Origin of the sequence: Methylobacterium oryzisoli (assembly GCF_046557895.1) — a bacterium.
Taxonomy (GTDB): domain Bacteria; phylum Pseudomonadota; class Alphaproteobacteria; order Rhizobiales; family Beijerinckiaceae; genus Methylobacterium; species Methylobacterium oryzisoli.
In genome coordinates this window covers 300,475-316,956 of sequence record NZ_JBKIBX010000002.1, presented here as the reverse complement: position 1 = coordinate 316,956, position 16,482 = coordinate 300,475, and the positions used below count along the sequence as shown (strand labels likewise).

Genomic DNA, 16,482 nt, shown 5'->3' with positions numbered 1-16,482 from the left:
CCCCCCCCCACGAGCCTGCCGCGGGACCTGCGCGCCCTGGAGGTCGCCGCCGACGACACGGTCATGCAGGTGCGGCGCAACGCGTCCCCGCTGACGCTCCTGGCGGTGGCGCTCGCCATCGGCGTGTCGGTGGCCCTCTACGTCGGGCGCCGCCACATCGCGCCGCGCTTCGGACGCCGCGACGCTGCCAGGGACCTCGCCAAGGAGCCCGGCAAGGACGCCGCGAAGGCGCCGCCCAAGGCGCCCTCGCGCCGCGAGAAGGTTCTGGCGGCGTGGCGCGTCGTCCTGGCCGGCGCCGTGCCGGCGATCCTCGGCAGCTTCGTGGTCGGCTTGGCGATCGAGGCGAGCGAGCTGGTGCCGGAGCGCTTCACGGTGGTGGTCCACGGCATCCTCGGCGCGCTGGCCTTCGTGGCGGTGGTGGAGGCGGTGACGGACGCGCTGCTCTCGCCCGACCGCCCGAACTGGCGCCTCGTCGCCATGGAGGATGCCACCGCCGAGCGCCTGACGCGGCTGGCCATCGCCATCGCGGTGGTGATCACGGTCGGGCGCACCGTCGAGGAGCTGAACGACAGCCTCTCCCTGGCCCTGCCGATCAGCATCATCACCCGCGGCCTGTTCGCGCTGGTGGTCGCGGTGGTGCTGGCCGAGGGGCTGCGGCGCTTCGCGGCCCGGGCCGAGACCGAGGAGGCTTGCCTCGGCCCCTACGTGGCCGCGGAGTCGAACACCTCCACGATCGGCGGGCCGCTGCGCATCCTCGGCTGGGTCGTCGCGGGGGCGGTGGCCCTGTGCGCGCTCGCCGGCTACATCGCGCTCTCGTCCTTCCTGATCGACCAGCTGCTGTGGACGGCGGTCGGGGCGGCGCTGCTCTACCTCGCCATCGTCAGCGCGGACGCCTTCATCGGCGGCGTCCTGCAGGACGACTCGCGCGTCGCGACGGCGCTCCAGGCCAATACCGGCCTGCGCAAGCGCTCCCTCAACCAGATCGCCGTGCTGATGGCCGGCCTCGTGCGGGTGGTGCTGATCACGACGGCGGCCGTCCTGCTGCTCGCCACCTGGGGCGTCGAGTCCACCGACATCTACGCCTCCTTCCGGGCCGCCTTCTTCGGCTTCAAGGTCGGCGACGTTACGGTCTCGCTCTCGACGATCGTGTTCGCCCTCGGCCTGTTCGTGCTCGGCCTCCTCGTCGCCCGCACGGTCAAGCGCTGGCTGGAAAACACCTACCTGCCGGCCACCGACCTCGATCCCGGCCTGCGCAACTCCATCGCCACCGTCACCGGCTACGTCGGCTTCCTGATCTCGCTCACGGTCGCCTTCTCGTTCCTGGGCCTCAGCCTGGAAAAGATCACGATCGTGGCCGGTGCGCTCTCGGTCGGTATCGGTTTCGGCCTGCAGTCGATCGTCAACAACTTCGTGTCGGGCCTGCTGCTGCTCTGGGAGCGGCCGATCCGGGTCGGCGACCTCGTGGTCATCGGCGACAACGAGGGCTACGTGCGGCGCATCAGCGTGCGCTCCACCGAGATCCAGACCTTCGACCGCTCGGCCGTAATCGTGCCGAACTCCAACCTGATCTCGGGCGTGGTGAAGAACCGGGTGCGCGGCGACCGCACCGGGCGCGTCGCCATCACGGTCAGTGTCCTGCGCAACCAAGACCCGGTGAAGGCCGCCGACCTCATCGTCGGCTGCGCGCGGGCGCATCCGGACGTGCTGCGCGAGCCGCCGCCCCGGGTCGTCTTCCGCAAGATCGGCGATCCCTTCCTCGAATTCGAGCTGATCGCCATGATCCTCGACGTCGGCCAGCAGCTGAAAGTGCAGAGCGACCTCAATTTCGCGGTGTTCAAGACCTTGTCGGAGGCGGGTCTCATCCCCAATCTCGGACCGGGAGCGAGCATCGTCACCGTGCAGGGACTGGAGCCGATGCAGGAGGCCCTGGGCCAGATCGCGCGGGGCGTGCTGCCGACGAGCGGGGCGCCGGGCGAGCCTGCGCCGCGGCCGGCCGGGGACGAGCGCCGCCGAACGCGTGAGACCGTACCGTGACCCTTCTCTCCGCCGGTATCCGCCTGATCGCCCTCGCGGGGCTCGCCGGCCTCGTCTCGGCCTGCGTGTCGAACGACCGGCCGCGCCAGAGCGCCGCGGGGCCGAGCCTCTACTGGCCGATGACCGCGACGAGCGCGCAGCTCGACACCGGTTCGGCGCGGGACATGATCACCGCCTATCGCCGCAACCGGGGCCTGCCGGCGCTCGCCCTCGATCCCGGCCTGCAGCGCCTCGCCGAGACCGAGAGCGCCGCGATGGCCGCCGCTGACCGCCCGAGCCAGGCCGACATCGTCAAGACGGTGGCGGCGCGGATGGGCTTCGAGGACCCGAAGGCCAATCTTTCGGCAGGCTACCACACCCTCGCGGAGGCATTTTCGGGCTGGCGCGACAGCCCGGCCCACAACGCCGTGCTGCTCTCCCCCGACGCCACCCGCATGGGCATCGCCACCGCCTACGCGCCGGGCTCGAAGTACAAGGTCTACTGGACGCTCCTGGTGTCGAAGTAGCCGTCACGGCACCCCGGCGCCCGCGGGCGTGGGCGGCGCGTCGTTCAGGAGCGTGATCGTCACCCGGCGGTTGGCCGCGAGATAGGGATTGTCGGGAAACAGCGGCTCGGTGTCGGACTTGCCCGCCACCACCGCGAAGCGGTCGTCCGGGATGCCGCTGCCGGCCAGCACCTCGCGCACGCTGACGGCGCGCCCGGCCGAGAGTTCCCAGGGCGGGGCGGACGGGCGCCGCCCCGGCCGCGTCGCCGCCGTGTAGCCGGCGATGGCGATCCGGTTCGACATCCGGCGGATCGTCGGCGCGATGCGCTCCAGCACCTGCCGGGTGCGGTCGTTCGGCCGGGTCGAGCCGTCCGGGAACATCGCGCGGTTGTCCTGGTCCACGAGCGAGATGTCGAGGCCGCGCTGGGTCGGCTGGATCAGGATGTTCTTCGACAGTTCGGCGATGTCGGGCAGGTCCTGCAGGGCTTGGCGCAGGCTCGCCATGGCGAGGCCGAAGCCGTCCTTGTAGCCGTTCACCTGCACGCCGTCCGCGTAGATGTCGTCCGGGTTCGGCGGCGTGGTGCGGTCGGAGGCTTTTTCGGGCGGCACGTCGCGCACGTCGCGCAGCCGCGTGGCGCTCGGCAGGCCGTCCTTCTCGATGATGCCGTTGAAGCGGCTCTCCTTGTTGACCCCGAAGGCGTCGCGCATCGAGCCCGCCACCGCCTGCAGCTTCTTCTGGTCCTGCGTCGAGTAGGCGGCGATCATGACGAAGAAGCTCATGAGCAGCGCCATGAGGTCGGCGAAGGTCACGAACCAGCCGTGACCGCCATGCGCGCCGCCCCGCTTCTTCTTGGCCACGGATCAGGGTCTCCCGGGAGCGCGCGGAGGGCTCACGCCGCCTCGGCGGCGAGCTCATCCCGGTGGTTGTGGGGCAGGTAGGCGATCAGCATCTCGCGCACCAGAGAGGCGCTCTTCGAGTCGCGGATCAGCAGGATCCCGTCGATGATGAGCGAGCGCGAGACGTCCTCCTCCTCCAGCTTGACGTGCAGCTTGTCGGCGATCGGCAGCGTGATCATGTTGGCGATGAGCGCGCCGTAGAGGGTGGCGAGCAGCGCGGTCGCCATCGCGGGGCCGAGCTTCGAGGGGTCGGACATGTTGGCGAACATCGTCACCATGCCCAGGATGGTGCCGATCATGCCCCAGGCCGGGGCGCAGTCGCCGAAGGCGCGGTACACCTTCGAGCCCTCGTCGAGGTGCATCAGGAAGTTGTCGCGGTCGCGCTCCATCGTGTCGCGGATGAACTCGCGGTCGTAGCCGTCGGCGATGTAGCGCACGCCCTGGGCCAGGAACGGGTCCGAGATCTCCATGGTCTCGAGCGCCATCGGGCCGGACTTGCGCACCACCTCGGCGATCTTGGTGATCTCCTCGATCAGCTCGCGCGGCTTCACCGAGCGCATGCTGAAGGCGTAGCGCAGGCCCATCGGCACGCCGTGCATGATCACCGAGAAGGGGAAGCGCAGCATGGTGGCGGCGGTGGCGCCGCCGAAGATCACGATCACCGCGTGCTTGTCGAAGTAGGCGGCGAAGTTGCCGCCGTCGATCATGATCAGGACGACGACGACGGCGATGCCGCCGATGAGGCCGAGGCCGGTTGCGAGATCCATGACCCTGTCGAACCCTCGTCGCCCGGTTCGCGCGCCCCGGGCTTCCCCAGGTTACGGGCCGCAGGGTCAACGAAGGGTAAAAACCGGCCGAAATCGCCCCGGCGCCGCCTTTCCCGTCATGCGCCGTTCAGGCAGAATCGGGCATCAGATCAGGGCGGTAGGAGGACGGCGCGCGGCGCCGCCCCACCGAGGTCTAAGGGACGCGACAGGTCCGTGAGATGACCTGCGCCGAGGGGTTTCGGAGTTCACCATGCGGCTGTTCAGGCTCTACGCGCGGGTCATGGGCCAGCTCGGACCCGATCTGCGGCTCGGCGGGTTGCTCGCGGGCGCCAACATCGCGCTCGCCGCGGCGGCCTTCGCCGAGCCGGTGCTGTTCGGGAAGATCATCGACCGCGTGACCCGCCTGCCGGCGCGCGTGGGTGACGCGGGCTACGCCGATCTGATGATCCTCGTCGCCGCCTGGGTCGGGTTCGGCCTGTTCTCGATCGCGGCCGGCGTCCTGATCGCGCTGCACGCCGACCGGCTCGCCCATCGCCGCCGCCTGGGCGTGATGGCGAACTACTTCGAGCACGTGCTCGACCTGCCGCTCGCCTTCCACTCCGCCAACCATTCGGGTCGGGTGCTCAAGGCGATGCTGGAGGGCTCGAACGGCATGGCGTGGCTGTGGCTCGGCTTCTTCCGCGACCATTGCGCGGCGATCGTCTCGCTCACCGTGCTGCTGCCGCTGACCCTCTTCCTGAACTGGCAGCTCGGCTCGATCCTCGTCGTGCTCGTCCTCGTCTTCACGGCGCTCACCACCTACGTGCTGCGCCGGACCGAGACGCTCCAGGGCGCGGTGGAGCACTACCATTCGGGCCTCGCCGCGCACGCCTCGGACGCCCTCGGCAACGTCGCGGTGATCCAGTCCTTCACGCGGGCCAAGGCCGAGAAGGAGGCGATGCACGGCATCATCCGCGACCTCCTCACCGCGCAGACCCCGGTCCTGTCGTGGTGGGCGCTCGCGGCGGTGGCGACCCGCGCCTCCGCGACCCTGACCATGACGGCGATCTTCGTCGCGGGCCTCGCGCTGCACTTCCGGGGGCAGGCCACCGTCGGCGATGTGGTCTCCTTCATGAGCCTCGCGACGCTCCTCGTCGGGCGCCTCGATCAGGTCGTCTCCTTCGTCAACGGCCTGTTCATGCAGGCCCCCAAGATGCAGGAATTCTTCGACATCCTCGACACGGTGCCGGCCGTGCGCGATCGGCCGCACGCTAAGCCGGTGGCGCGGCTCGCGGGCGAGGTGACGTTCGACGAGGTGACCTTCTCGTATGACGGCCGCCGCCGCGCCCTCGACGGGATCAGCTTCACGGTGAAGCCCGGCGAGACGGTGGCCCTGGTCGGCACCACCGGGTCGGGCAAGTCCACGACGCTGAGCCTGCTGCATCGGGCCTTCGATCCCGAGACCGGCACCGTGCGGGTCGACGGCGAGGACATCCGCGACCTCTCGGTGGCCTCGCTGCGGCACAACATCGGCGTGGTCTTCCAAGAGCCGATGCTGTTTGCCCGCTCGATCCGCGAGAACCTGCAGGTCGGCCGCCCGGACGCCACCGATGCCGAGATGCTCGACGCCCTGGAGCGCGCGCAGGCCGGCGACTTCATGGCGCGCCAGCCCGACGGGCTCGACACGGTGATCGGCGAGCGCGGGCGCTCGCTCTCGGGCGGCGAGCGCCAGCGGCTCTCGATCGCGCGGGCGCTGCTCAAGAACCCGCCGGTGCTGATCCTCGACGAGGCGACGAGCGCGCTCGACGCCGCCACCGAGCGCAAGCTCCAGGGCGCCCTGGAGGCGGTGATGGAGGGCCGCACCACCTTCGTGATCGCCCACCGCCTCGCCACCATCCGCAACGCCGACCGCATCCTGGTCTTCGACCACGGCCGCATCGTCGAGGCGGGGACGTTCGATGACCTCGTGGCCGAGGGGGGCCGCTTCGCCGAGCTCGCCCGGGCTCAGTTCATGGCCGCCGAGGCGCCGCAGGATTACGCGCTGGCGGCGTGATCCCTCCGGGGGATCGGCTGGCGCGGGGAGCGCGGGAACCCCTCTCCCGAGCGGGAGAGGGGCAGGGGTGAGGGTCCCGGGAGGGGGCCGCAAGAAGGCGGGACGCTGCCGCCGCTGCCAGCACCACGCCTTGTGCTTGATCCTGACCCCTTCCGCTCCCCTCACCACGCGCAGCGCTTCACTGCGGCCCCCTCCCGGGACCCTCATCCCTACCCTTCTCCCGCACGGGAGAAGGGATCCCGCGTCATGCGAAGGCCGAACGGGGGATCACGTGATCCCCAGCGCACGGATCAGGCCGAGGCTGATCGCGAGCAGCAGGACGAGCGAGCCCGTGACCGCGAGCGTCACCCGTCCGCCGACGCGGGCCAGGACCCGCACGTCCACGCCGAGGCCGAGCGCGGCCATCGACACCACGGTGAGTAGCGCCGCGACCTTGGTGAGCGGCCAGGCCACCGCATCCGGCACCAGCCCGAGCGAGCGCAGCCCGGCGAGCGCCAGGAAGCCCAGGATGAAGCCCGGCACCAGCTTGGTGAGCCCCGGCCGCCCGGCGGCGGGCCGGGCGCCCGGCAGGTGCGGGGCGATGAGCGAGAAGAGCACCACCACGGGGCCGAGCATCAGCACCCGCACCAGCTTGACCAGCGTGCCCACCTGCGTGCTGAGCAGCCCCACCGGCACGGTGGCGGCGAGCACCTGCGGCACCGCGTAGACGGTCAGGCCGGCGAGCACGCCGTACTGGTGCTCGGACAGGCCGGCGAGCGGGATCAGGAGCGGCAGGCCGAGCACCACCAGCACGCCGAGCACCGCCGTGAAGGCGATGGCCGCCGCGACGTCGCGCGCCTCGGCGCCGATGACGGGCGCCACCGCCGCGATGGCGGAGTTGCCGCAGATGGCGTTGCCGCAGGCGACCAGGATCGCCATGCGGGCGGGCAGGCCGAGGGCGCGGCAGATGCCGTAGCTCGCCGCGATGGCGGCCACGACGGTGGCGACGATGCCGGCGATGAGCGCCCCGCCCGAGGCGACGATCGCCTGCAGGCTGATCGAGGCGCCGAGCAGGGCCACCGCGATCTCGAGCAGCTGCTTGGCGCTGAAGGCAATGCCGGGCCGGAAGCGCGCGCCGGGCTGCCAGGCGGTGCGCACCGCGATGCCGATCAGGATCGCGATCACCAGCGCCTCGACGTAGGGGTGCCCGAGGCTGTGCTCCTCGATCGCCTGCAGGCCCGCCGCGACCGCCGTGATGGCGACGCACAGGAGGATGCCCGGCAGCGTCGAGGACTGCTCCGCCGTCGTCCCCGCTGCGGCGTCGCGCGGCGCCTCCTCTGAGGATGCTTTCGTCGTCATCGCAAGGTCCGGGTGGCGTGGGGACGCGTCGTCCCCCATCCGCCTCGAGTGTGGAACGGGCCGCCCCCGATCGGGCACGGGGCCGGCCGCCGGCTCAGCGCAGGACCGAGAGGTAATGCACCTGCTGCGTCAGGCAGAGCGACAGGCGCCACTCCACCGGGCGCTCCTCCAAGTCGACGGCGACGCGGTCGATCTCCAGGGCCGGCGCGCCCGCGGCGGTCTCTAGGAGCGCCGCCTCGCGGGCGGGCAGCAGGATCGCCTTCAGCCGCTCCCGGGCGGTGGCGATGGTGATCCCGAACCGGGTCGCGTAGAGGCTGTAGAGGGTGTTGGGGATCGGCATCTGGGCGATGCCCGGAAACAGGCCGGTCGGCAGGCTGATCGTTTCCAACACGCACAGGCTGCCCGCGACCGACCGCAGGCGCTCGATGCGCAGGACCCGGGCCGTGCGGGCGAGGTCGAGGCGCTCGCGCTCGTCGCCGTTCGCCGTGCCCTCGGTGATCGACACCACGCGGCTGTCGGGGATGCCGCCGCCCCCGGCGTCGGGCTGCAGCTTGAAGAAGCGGAAGACGCTCTGCTTGTCGTCGTGTTCGGCCACGAAGGTGCCGCGGCCCTGGCGGCGCACCAGCAGGCTGTCGGCGGTGAGCGCGTCGAGCGCCTTGCGCACCGTGCCCTGGCTGACGCCGAGTTCGGCGGCGAGCTGCCCCTCGCTCGGCAGCATCTGGCCGGGCTGCCACACCGCGTCGGCGAGCCGGCGCAGCAGCGTGTCGTAGACCTGCCGGTAGAGCGGCCGGAAGCCCACGCTCTCGCTGCGCGCGGTCTCGATCGCCCGGCCCGGACCCGGCCGTCTCGTCTCGTCCCGGCGCAGATCCTCGAGCGTGCGCGATGCGGTGACATCGGCGTGAGGCACGGTCGTGTGCTCCCCGTTGGCGCCGAGGACCCCGCCCGCGGCGATCGTGCGGTCCTGGCGCCTCACAGCCGATGCTCGCGCGGCGCGCCGTCCGGCGCGGCGAGCGCGCGGATCTCGGCCAGGAGCGCATCCGGGATCTCCACGCCCTCGGCGGCGGCCCGGGCGCGCAGCGCCAGCCGCCGCGCACCGGGCAGGCGGGCGCCGTCCTGGGCGGTGATCGCCTCCGCCAGCGCCCCGAAGCGCCGCAGCGCGCCCGGACCGAAGGCCTCGGCGTCGAGGGCGATCAGGAGCTGCCCGGTGCCGGGGGGCTCGCCCTCGGCGTCGAGGAAGGAACTCGCCTCGGCGGCGAAGCGCCCGCCGGTGAGCCCGGCGGCCAGGAGTTCCACCATCAGGGCGAGCGCCGTGCCCTTGGCGTCGCCGAGGGGCACCATCGTGCCCTTGAGCGCGGCGGCCGGGTCGGTGGTGGGGCGTCCGTCCGCGTCGAGCGCCCAGCCCTCCGGGATCGCCTCGCCGCGCTGGCGGGCCGCCATGATGGTGCCGCGCGCGACCTTCGAGAGCGAGAGGTCGACCACGATCGGCGGCCGGTCGGGGAGGGGGCAGGCGAAGGCGATCGGGTTCGTGCCGAACACGGCCGTCGCGCCGCCCCAGGGAGCCATCGCGGCCGGGGTGTTGGCGAAGAGCAGCGCCACCAGCCCCTCCGCGGCCAGCGCCTCCACCGGCCGGCCCGCGGCGCCGCAATGGTGCGAGCGGCGGATGCCCGCCGCGGCGATGCCCTGCGCCCGCGCCGCCTCCGGCAGGCCCGCCACGGCCGCGTCGAGGGCCGGATAGGCGAAGCCGTGGGCGGCATCGATGGCGAGCAACCCCGGGCGCGGGCGCGTGACGGCCGGAACCGCCTCGCCCGCCACCTTGCCGCTGCGCACCTGCGCCGCGTAGGCGGGCAGGCGCGACAGGCCGTGGCCCTTGAGCCCGTCGGCCTCGGCGTCGACGAGCGCCCGCGCGGTGCTGGCGGCGGCCGCGCGCGCGGTGCCGCAGCGGACCAGGGCGCCTTCCGCCAGATCCCGGGCGGCCGGAAGCGAGAGGATCGGCATCAGCCCTCCGTGAGGTGGCGGCGCACCGCCCGGGCGATGAGCGCGGAGACGCGCTCGTTCGATTCTGTCGTCACGCCCGCGATGTGCGGCGTCAGGATCAGGTTCGGCGCGTCCCGGAAGACCGCGCCCGCATCCGCGTCGAGGGGCTCCCGGTCGAAGACGTCGAGGGCCGCGCCGCCGAGCCGGCCCGCGCGCAGGGCCTCGGCCAGCGCCGCCTCGTCGACGATCCCGCCGCGGGCGGCGTTGATCAGGATCGCGCCCGGGCGCATCCGGGCGATCCGGTCCGCGCCGATCAGGCCGCGGGTCTCGGGCGTGAGCGGCACGTGCAGCGAGACGACGTCGCTCTCGGCCAGGAGGGCGTCGAGCGGTTGCGGTTCGACGGGGCCGTCGGCCAGCCGCCACGCCGCGTCGTCGGGGGCGAGGTACGGGTCGTGGGCCGCAAGGCTCATCCCGAGGGCGGCGGCGCGCCGGGCGGTCTCGCGGGCGATGGCGCCGAAGCCGACGAGGCCGAGGCGCTTGCCCGCGATCTCCCGGCCCATCAGGGCGTTGCGCGGCCACGCGCCATCGGCCACCGCCCAGGTCGCCCCGTAGGCGCCGCGCAGGAGCAGCATCGCCGTGGCGATCACGTACTCGGCCACCGCTTGGTCATTGGCGCCCGTCGCCGGGTAGACGGCGATCCCGCGCGCCCGGCAGGCGTCGAGGTCGATGTTGTCGAGGCCGACGCCGAGCCGGCCCACGGCCTTGAGGCCGGGCGCGCCGGCGATAAGGTCGCCGCGCACCTGCGTCCGGTTGCGCACGATCAGCGCATCCGCCCCCGCGAGCGCCGCCCGCAGCGCCTCCGGGCGATCCACGAGGCCCGGATCGTACAGGGTCTCGAAGCCCGACAGGTCGGCGGCGATCGCCGCCTCGTCCATGAACTCGCTGATGACGACCTTCATGCGCTCGCTGCCCCGTCCGATGTCGTCACGCGCGGAATCCCCTCTCTTCACACGCCAATGGAAAAGCGCGGGCAACGCGGGATCCCCTCTCCCGTGCGGGCAGGGCTATCGCATATGAGAATTTTGTTCTCTCGGGCCTGAGTTGGGTGCAGACCCGTCGTGGGAATGCCCCGCTGGGAAGAGTGGAAATTCCTCTTGGCATGGCGGAGTGAGAGAACACCATTTCCATATGCGATTGCCCTGCCGTGCGGGAGAGGGGTAGGGGTGAGGGTCCTGGGAGGGTGCAGCAAGGATCCGGAACGTTGCCGCTACCAGCACAACGTTCAGCGATTAGCCCTGAACCGTTCCGCTCCCCTCACCACGCACCACGCTTCACTGCGGCTCCCTCCCGGGACCCTCACCCCTGCCCCTCTCCCGCACGGGAGAGGGGGTCCCGCGTTGCCCGCGCCTGGCTCCCGAGCGGTGATGACCTCGATCCGGCGCGCTTCCGCTCACGCGCTACGGTAGAGCTTCGTCATCACGAACTCGCGGTGGCCCAGCGCCTCGGCGGCGGTGAGGCGGCCGTTCGCGGTGCGCACCACCATGTCGATGAGCGCGTCGCCCGCCTGGGAGATCGTCATCTCGCGCGTGAGCACCCCCGTCACGTCCACGTCGATGTGCTCGCCCATCGTGCGCACGGTGCGCGGGTTGCCGGTGATCTTGATCACCGGGACGATCGGGTTGCCGATGACGTTGCCCTGGCCGGTCGGGAAGGTGTGGACCACGTAGCCGGCCGCCGCCATCAGGGTCACGCACTCGGCCGCGGCCGAGGACGTGTCCATGAAGTAGAGGCCGGGACCCCGGGCCGGCGCCTCGGCGGGCTGGAGCGCGTCGATGTACCGGCAGGTGTGGCCGATCTTTTCCAGGTTGCCGAGCGCCTTCTCCTCGATGGTGGTGAGGCCGCCCGCGATGTTGCCCTTGGTGGGCTGCGAATCCGAGAGGTCGTCGGTCTTGTGCGCCTCGATCACGTCGTCCTGGTAGGCCTTCCACATCGTGAACCACTTGTCGGCGATCTCCGGCGAGGCGGCGCGCTCGCGGCAGAGATGCTCGGCGCCGGTGATCTCGGAGGTCTCGCCGAAGACCCCGTAGATGCCGAGCGGGATCAGCTTGTCGTAGAGGTTGCCGACCGTGGGGCAGGAGGAGAGGCCGGTGGTGGTGTCGGACTCGCCGCACTTCGTCGAGACCCAGAGGTCCGCGATCGGGCAGACCTCCCGCGGCAGCTCGGTCGCCCACTGCACGAAGCGCTTCGCCTGGTAGCTCGCGCGGGCGATCGTCGCGATGTCGCCGTGGCCCTCGATGCCGAAGCCCACCACCGGCTTGCCGGTCTTGGCGATGCCCTCGACGACCCGGTTGGTCCACTGATCCTCGATGCCGATCACCACCACGGCGGCGACGTTCGGGTTCGAGCCGATGCCGATCAGGGTGCGGAAATGCAGCTCGAGATCCTCGCCGAACTGCAGCCGGCCGTAGGCGTGCGGCAGGGCCATCGTGCCCTTGACGAGGTTGGCGACCGCCTCGCAGGCGGCGTTGGAAAGATCGTCGAGGGGCAGCAGCACCACGTGGTTGCGCACGCCCACCCGGCCGTTCTCGCGCCGCCAGCCCGTGAAGGTGGCGTTGCGGTAATCGGCCGAGGCGCGGACGGGCGGCAGGGCCTGGGTGGCGAGCTGATCGGGAGCGCCGCCGACGAAGGGGGTGGCGATCTCGTGCGGGAGCATGGACTGGGTCGCGGACATGGTCACCTCACCAGCGCTTCGTCTTGACGTTGTGGACATGGACGTGTTCGCCCTTGGCGACGGGCTGGATCACCTTGCCGATGTCCTGGCCGTACTTGACCGCGGTGTCGCCGGCCTTGAGGTCGGTGAGCGCGACCTTGTGGCCGATCGGGATGTCGTGCCGGACCGCGACCTCGAAGGTCGAGTTGTCTTCCGTGATGACGCCGAAGGCGGCCGTGCCGGCCGCCAGCCCCTCCACCACCGCCACCGCGACGTTGTCGAGGGGGCTGTGGGCGAGAAGGTGGGGGTGGGTCCGCCCCCCGCCCGATGCGGCCTGACTGCTCATGGCGAAGCTCCTCCTGCGCGGACGTGGCCGCGACGAACGGTCTTGTATAAGATAACAGATACAGTGCCTGTCAACGCCGGACGGCTCGAAATGCGGTCTGCGGCCAGGGGTCCTGCACGGAGACAACCCCTTTCCGTTCCGGGATGCAAGTTTGGATTGGCGCTGCCGGCCCACTCTTATAAAAGACCCACGGGATCTCGCGTGGCGGAGCGGCTTTCACGCCGCGCGGCAGAAGGGGAGGGGGCGGGCCGTGAGCGAGACGCTGCTGCTCGTCCTGTGCCTGGGGAGCGCCGGCCTGATCTCCGGCCTGACCGGCTTCGCCTTCGGCCTCGTCGCCTCCGGGACGCTCCTGATGCTGCGCCCGCCCGCGGAGGCGACGGCGCTGGTGCTGGTGTGCAGCATCCTCTCGCAGGCGATCTCGCTCCTGCGCCTGCGCGCGCGGCCCCCGCTCCGCACCGCGCTGGTGATGATCCTGCCCGGTCTCGCGGGCGCGCCGCTCGGCGTCGTGCTGCTGCACGGGCTCGATCCGAACCTGATCAAGGCGGGGATCGGCTGCTTCCTGATCCTCTACAGCCTGCTCGTCGCGCTCCTCGGCGCCGGCTACCGGGTGCGCTTCGGCAATGCCTGGAGCGACGGCGCGGTCGGCTTCCTCGGCGGCGTGCTGGGCGGCGTCGCGGGCCTGTCGGGGGCGCTGCCCACCGCCTGGAGCCTCGTGCGCGGCTGGGAGCCGCGCACGCAGCGGGCGATCTATCAATCCTTCACGCTGGTGCTCCAGGTCTGGGCCCTGGCGATCCTCGTCCTGGTCGATCCTCTCCCCGCCGCCCTGGTGCAGGACCTCGTNGGGGACCCCCCCACGCAGCGGGCGATCTATCAATCCTTCACGCTGGTGCTCCAGGTCTGGGCCCTGGCGATCCTCGTCCTGGTCGATCCTCTCCCCGCCGCCCTGGTGCAGGACCTCGTCCTGGCGGTCCCGGTGGTGCTGGTGAGCGTGCTCGCGGGCCTGTCGCTGTTCGCGCGCATCGATCAGGCGCGGTTCCGCACGCTCGTCCTGGCGCTGCTCGCGGCCATCGGGCTCACCACCACGGCGCTGGCGCTGCCGGCCCTGCTGCATTGAGGGCGCTCAGCTGCCGGGCCGGTCGTGCAGGTTGGCGAAGAAGAGGTCCTTCCAGCTCCCGGGGCGGCGGCGGATCGTCTTGGTGCGCGCCATGAAGTCGGCGTAGCGGCCGATCGCCTGCGGGGTCGTGGTGAAGCGCACCTGCGGGTCGTCGAGGATCTGGGCGATCAGCCCGACGTCGCTCGCGTCCCGGGCAAGCCGCACGTAGGATGCGGCCGCCGCCCGCCGGTCGGCGTTGATCGCGCCCACCGCCTCGTCGAGGGCCGCCGTGAAGGCCGCGTAGAGAAGGGGATTGGCCTCCACGAAGGCCGAGGAGGCCCAGACCACGTTGAAGGTCGAGGGCTCCCCCAGGATGTCGTAGGTGTTCAGCAGCGTGCGGATGCCCGGATGGCGCAGTTCCAGCTCCTGGATCGGCGCCGCGGTGAAATGCGCCGTGACCTCGCCGCCCGACAGGAGCGCCGCCATGCCGTCGGGGTGCGAGAGCGTCACGGTGAGGCGGTCGAGGTCGTGGCGGCGCGCTTCCCCGAGTTCCTTCTCGGCGGCCATCTGCAGGAACATCGCCTGCACCGACACCTTCACGGCCGGCAGCGCGATCTTGTCCCGGTCGGAAAAATCCGCGAGCGAGCGGATCGCCGGGTTGCGGGTGTTCATCAGGAGCGGCATGGCGTTCATGGCCGCCACGCCCTTGACGGCGAGGCCCGTCCCCTCGGTCTTCGACCACAGCAGCACCAGGGGCGGCACGCCGCCGGCCGCGAACTGGATCGAGCCCGAGAGGAGCGCGTCGTTCATCGCCGCGCCGCCCGCCAGCGTGACGTAGCGGGGAACGAGGCTGGGCAGGCCCCGCGCTGCGGCGGCCTTCTGGAGCAGGCCCTGCTCCTCCATGATCATCAGCGGGAGATGGCCGAGGCTCGGCTGGCGCGCGATGCGCACCTCGCCGATCTCGGCCCGCGCCCCGCCGATCCCCGGAACCAGCGCCGCGGCGGCGGCCGCGAGAACCTCCCGTCTGCGCATCTCGTCCTCCCCCGAAGCGGGCCTAGAGCATTTTCCGACGAAGTGGATCCCGGTTCGTCGCAGAAAATACGGCAAGTCAAAGGCTTGGAGCACCGCCCGATCGCAGCGCGATCGGGCGGTGCTCTAAGCCAGCGCCTCACCCCGGCCGGCGGATCACCGGGGCCGGAGCGCTGTCGATCATCACGTTCACGCAGGCCGGCCTGCCGCTCGCATGGGCCGCATCGAGCGCCGCGGGCAGGTCGTCGGCGGAGGTCACCAGGGCGCCGAAGCCGCCGAGCGCCGCCACGGCGGCGTCGTAGCGGCTCGGCAGGAGGTCGCAGTGGCGCGCGCGCTCCGGGCCGTACTGGCGCAGCTGGATCTGGTACTCGGCGTTCCAGCGCGCGTCGTTGCCGACCACCGCGATGAAGGGCAGGCCGTAGCGGAGCGCCGTGTCGAACTCCGCCATGTGGAAGCCGAAGGTGCCGTCGCCCAGCACCGCGACCACGGGCGCGTCGGGATGCGCCGCGCGGGCCGCGATGGCAAAGGGCAGCGAGGCGCCGATCGTGCCCGAGACGCCGTTGACGAGGCGCCGCCGCGCCCGGACCAGGGCCTGCGGCCATTGTCCGATCTCGCCCCCGTCGCAGATCAGCGTGCCCTCCGGATGGCGGGCCAGGAAGGCATCGACCGCCCGGCACAGCTCCACCGGGTGCAGACGCCCGGGCGTGCCCCGCGCCTCGGTCCAGGCCGCCGGACGGAAGGCCAGGGCCTCCCGGACCTCCTGGAGCCAGGACGTCGCCGGGTGCGGCGCGCCCGCCGCGCATAGTGCGGCCAGGAGCGGGCGCGCCTCGGCGAGGCCGGAGGCGACGAGGCGCTCGGGCGGGGCACGGCCGAGCAGCGCCGGATCCGGATCGGCGACGCAGAAGAGGCAGTCCGGCGCCACGGCGGGCGCATCGCCGAAGCGCAGCGTGAAGTCGAGGGGCTTGCCCGCGAGCACGAGGAGGTCGGCGCGCGCCAGCACCGGCGCGAAGGCGCCGAGGCTCGGGTCGTTGAGGCCCCGCGGGCTCTCCATCCCGATCACCGGCACGCCGATCCGCTCCTCGAGTGCCGCCATGGCGGCGCGGCCGGCGGGATCGCACGAGGCCGGGCCGCACAGGACGAGCGGCCGCTCGGCCCGGGCAAGCCGTTCGAGGATGGCCGCGACCAGGGCCGGATCGGGCGTGGCGGCGGGAGGCGGCCCGGCGTCAGGCAGCCGCACGGAATCGGCCGGCACCCGGGCCTCCAAGAGGTCGACGGGCAGGCTCAGATGGACCGGGCCGGGCCGCCCCTCGCGGGTGAGGCGCCACGCCCGCGCGAGATCGGGGCCGAGCGCGGCCACAGAGGTGGCGGTCCACGAGGCCTTGGTCATCGGCCGGGCGATCTCGGCCTGGGCCATCTCCTGGAAGGCGCCGCGCCCGAGTTCGCCGAGCCCGGCATGGCCCGAGAGGAGCAGCACCGGCGATTCCGCGGCGAGCGCCGTGAACAGGGCGGCCGCGCCGTTCGCGTGGCCCTGGCCGCCCGTCACCAGGGCCACGCCGGGCTCGCCGGTCAGCCGGCCCCAGGCATCGGCCATGTGCACGCAGGCCGCCTCGTGCCGGGCGTGCACGACCGCGATCCCGGTGGCGAGCAGCGCGTCGAAGACCGGCATGATGTGGTTGCCGGACAGGGTGAAGATCCGGGTGACGCCGAGGCGCTCCAGGCCCTTCGCCACGATGTCGGCACCGCGCAGGCTGTCCATGCAGGGTTCCCGTCGAGGAGC

General features: G+C 72.1%; 14 protein-coding genes. 4 read left to right on the top strand and 10 right to left on the bottom strand.

The genetic code is table 11. The annotated features are described in order from the left end of the window. Together ACKUB9_RS03840 and ACKUB9_RS03835 are read left to right on the top strand one after the other, a co-directional pair. A partial coding sequence (locus ACKUB9_RS03840) for a mechanosensitive ion channel family protein (protein ID WP_410825755.1) occupies positions 1-2,034 on the top strand: 2,034 nt, incomplete at its 5' end. After that, a complete protein-coding gene (locus ACKUB9_RS03835) occupies positions 2,031-2,540 on the top strand; it encodes a CAP domain-containing protein (RefSeq protein ID WP_407519464.1) in 510 nt (169 codons plus the stop codon). The genes ACKUB9_RS03840 and ACKUB9_RS03835, both read left to right, overlap by 4 nt. Positions 2,541-2,543: 3 nt before the next feature. Here ACKUB9_RS03835 and ACKUB9_RS03830 read toward each other — a convergent pair whose 3' ends face one another. Both ACKUB9_RS03830 and ACKUB9_RS03825 read right to left on the bottom strand, forming a co-directional pair. After that, the gene (locus ACKUB9_RS03830; RefSeq protein WP_407519463.1) at positions 2,544-3,377 is read right to left on the bottom strand and encodes a flagellar motor protein MotB; all 834 of its coding nucleotides are present in this window, start codon (positions 3,375-3,377) and stop codon (positions 2,544-2,546) included. Positions 3,378-3,409: 32 nt separating this feature from the next. Continuing rightward, positions 3,410-4,183, bottom strand: coding sequence for a motility protein A (locus ACKUB9_RS03825; protein WP_407519462.1), 774 nt, complete (start codon positions 4,181-4,183; stop codon positions 3,410-3,412). A 250-nt stretch (positions 4,184-4,433) separates the two neighbouring features. On the opposite strand from ACKUB9_RS03825, the gene ACKUB9_RS03820 reads away from it, so the two are divergent. After that, positions 4,434-6,215 (top strand): glucan ABC transporter ATP-binding protein/ permease, encoded by a 1,782-nt coding sequence (locus ACKUB9_RS03820; protein WP_407519461.1) that lies wholly within the window; start codon positions 4,434-4,436, stop codon positions 6,213-6,215. Positions 6,216-6,482: 267 nt separating this feature from the next. Here ACKUB9_RS03820 and ACKUB9_RS03815 read toward each other — a convergent pair whose 3' ends face one another. The 6 genes from ACKUB9_RS03815 to ACKUB9_RS03790 all read right to left on the bottom strand — a co-directional run bounded on the left by ACKUB9_RS03815 (position 6,483) and on the right by ACKUB9_RS03790 (position 12,583). Then, entirely contained in the window at positions 6,483-7,553 is a 1,071-nt protein-coding gene (locus tag ACKUB9_RS03815) for a YeiH family protein (RefSeq protein ID WP_407519460.1), read from the bottom strand. Positions 7,554-7,647: 94 nt separating this feature from the next. Beyond that, the gene (locus tag ACKUB9_RS03810) at positions 7,648-8,460 is read right to left on the bottom strand and encodes a GntR family transcriptional regulator (RefSeq protein ID WP_407519459.1); all 813 of its coding nucleotides are present in this window, start codon (positions 8,458-8,460) and stop codon (positions 7,648-7,650) included. Between the two features lie 62 nt (positions 8,461-8,522). Next, positions 8,523-9,548, bottom strand: coding sequence for an Ldh family oxidoreductase (locus ACKUB9_RS03805; RefSeq protein ID WP_407519458.1), 1,026 nt, complete (start codon positions 9,546-9,548; stop codon positions 8,523-8,525). Continuing rightward, positions 9,548-10,486: a hydroxyacid dehydrogenase gene (locus ACKUB9_RS03800; protein ID WP_407519457.1), complete on the bottom strand. Its 939-nt coding sequence runs from the start codon at positions 10,484-10,486 to the stop codon at positions 9,548-9,550. The genes ACKUB9_RS03805 and ACKUB9_RS03800 overlap by 1 nt, the downstream gene beginning before the upstream one ends. A gap of 491 nt (positions 10,487-10,977) precedes the next feature. Further along, positions 10,978-12,258, bottom strand: a complete 1,281-nt coding sequence (locus tag ACKUB9_RS03795; protein WP_407519456.1) for a UxaA family hydrolase — start codon at positions 12,256-12,258, stop codon at positions 10,978-10,980. Between the two features lie 7 nt (positions 12,259-12,265). Continuing rightward, positions 12,266-12,583, bottom strand: a complete 318-nt coding sequence (locus tag ACKUB9_RS03790; protein WP_407519455.1) for a UxaA family hydrolase — start codon at positions 12,581-12,583, stop codon at positions 12,266-12,268. Positions 12,584-12,833: 250 nt separating this feature from the next. On the opposite strand from ACKUB9_RS03790, the gene ACKUB9_RS03785 reads away from it, so the two are divergent. After that, positions 12,834-13,697: a TSUP family transporter gene (locus ACKUB9_RS03785; protein WP_410825753.1), complete on the top strand. Its 864-nt coding sequence runs from the start codon at positions 12,834-12,836 to the stop codon at positions 13,695-13,697. A 6-nt stretch (positions 13,698-13,703) separates the two neighbouring features. Here the strand turns inward: ACKUB9_RS03785 and ACKUB9_RS03780 are convergent, their stop codons facing one another. Together ACKUB9_RS03780 and ACKUB9_RS03775 are read right to left on the bottom strand one after the other, a co-directional pair. Beyond that, complete coding sequence (locus ACKUB9_RS03780) at positions 13,704-14,708, bottom strand: ABC transporter substrate-binding protein (RefSeq protein ID WP_407519453.1); 1,005 nt, start codon at positions 14,706-14,708, stop codon at positions 13,704-13,706. A gap of 136 nt (positions 14,709-14,844) precedes the next feature. Then, positions 14,845-16,461 carry a thiamine pyrophosphate-binding protein gene (locus ACKUB9_RS03775; RefSeq protein ID WP_407519452.1) on the bottom strand — a complete coding sequence of 539 codons (1,617 nt, stop codon included), beginning with the start codon at positions 16,459-16,461 and terminating at the stop codon, positions 14,845-14,847. Between the last annotated feature and the right edge of the window lie 21 nt (positions 16,462-16,482).

Coding starts and splice junctions, on each gene's coding strand:
- ACKUB9_RS03800 (WP_407519457.1), bottom strand. CDS start 10,486: ATGAAGGTCGTCATCAGCGAGTTCATGGACGAGGCGGCGATCGCCGCC.
- ACKUB9_RS03795 (WP_407519456.1), bottom strand. CDS start 12,258: ATGTCCGCGACCCAGTCCATGCTCCCGCACGAGATCGCCACCCCCTTC.
- ACKUB9_RS03790 (WP_407519455.1), bottom strand. CDS start 12,583: ATGAGCAGTCAGGCCGCATCGGGCGGGGGGCGGACCCACCCCCACCTT.
- ACKUB9_RS03820 (WP_407519461.1), top strand. CDS start 4,434: ATGCGGCTGTTCAGGCTCTACGCGCGGGTCATGGGCCAGCTCGGACCC.
- ACKUB9_RS03825 (WP_407519462.1), bottom strand. CDS start 4,183: ATGGATCTCGCAACCGGCCTCGGCCTCATCGGCGGCATCGCCGTCGTC.
- ACKUB9_RS03815 (WP_407519460.1), bottom strand. CDS start 7,553: ATGACGACGAAAGCATCCTCAGAGGAGGCGCCGCGCGACGCCGCAGCG.
- ACKUB9_RS03775 (WP_407519452.1), bottom strand. CDS start 16,461: ATGGACAGCCTGCGCGGTGCCGACATCGTGGCGAAGGGCCTGGAGCGC.
- ACKUB9_RS03780 (WP_407519453.1), bottom strand. CDS start 14,708: ATGCGCAGACGGGAGGTTCTCGCGGCCGCCGCCGCGGCGCTGGTTCCG.
- ACKUB9_RS03805 (WP_407519458.1), bottom strand. CDS start 9,548: ATGCCGATCCTCTCGCTTCCGGCCGCCCGGGATCTGGCGGAAGGCGCC.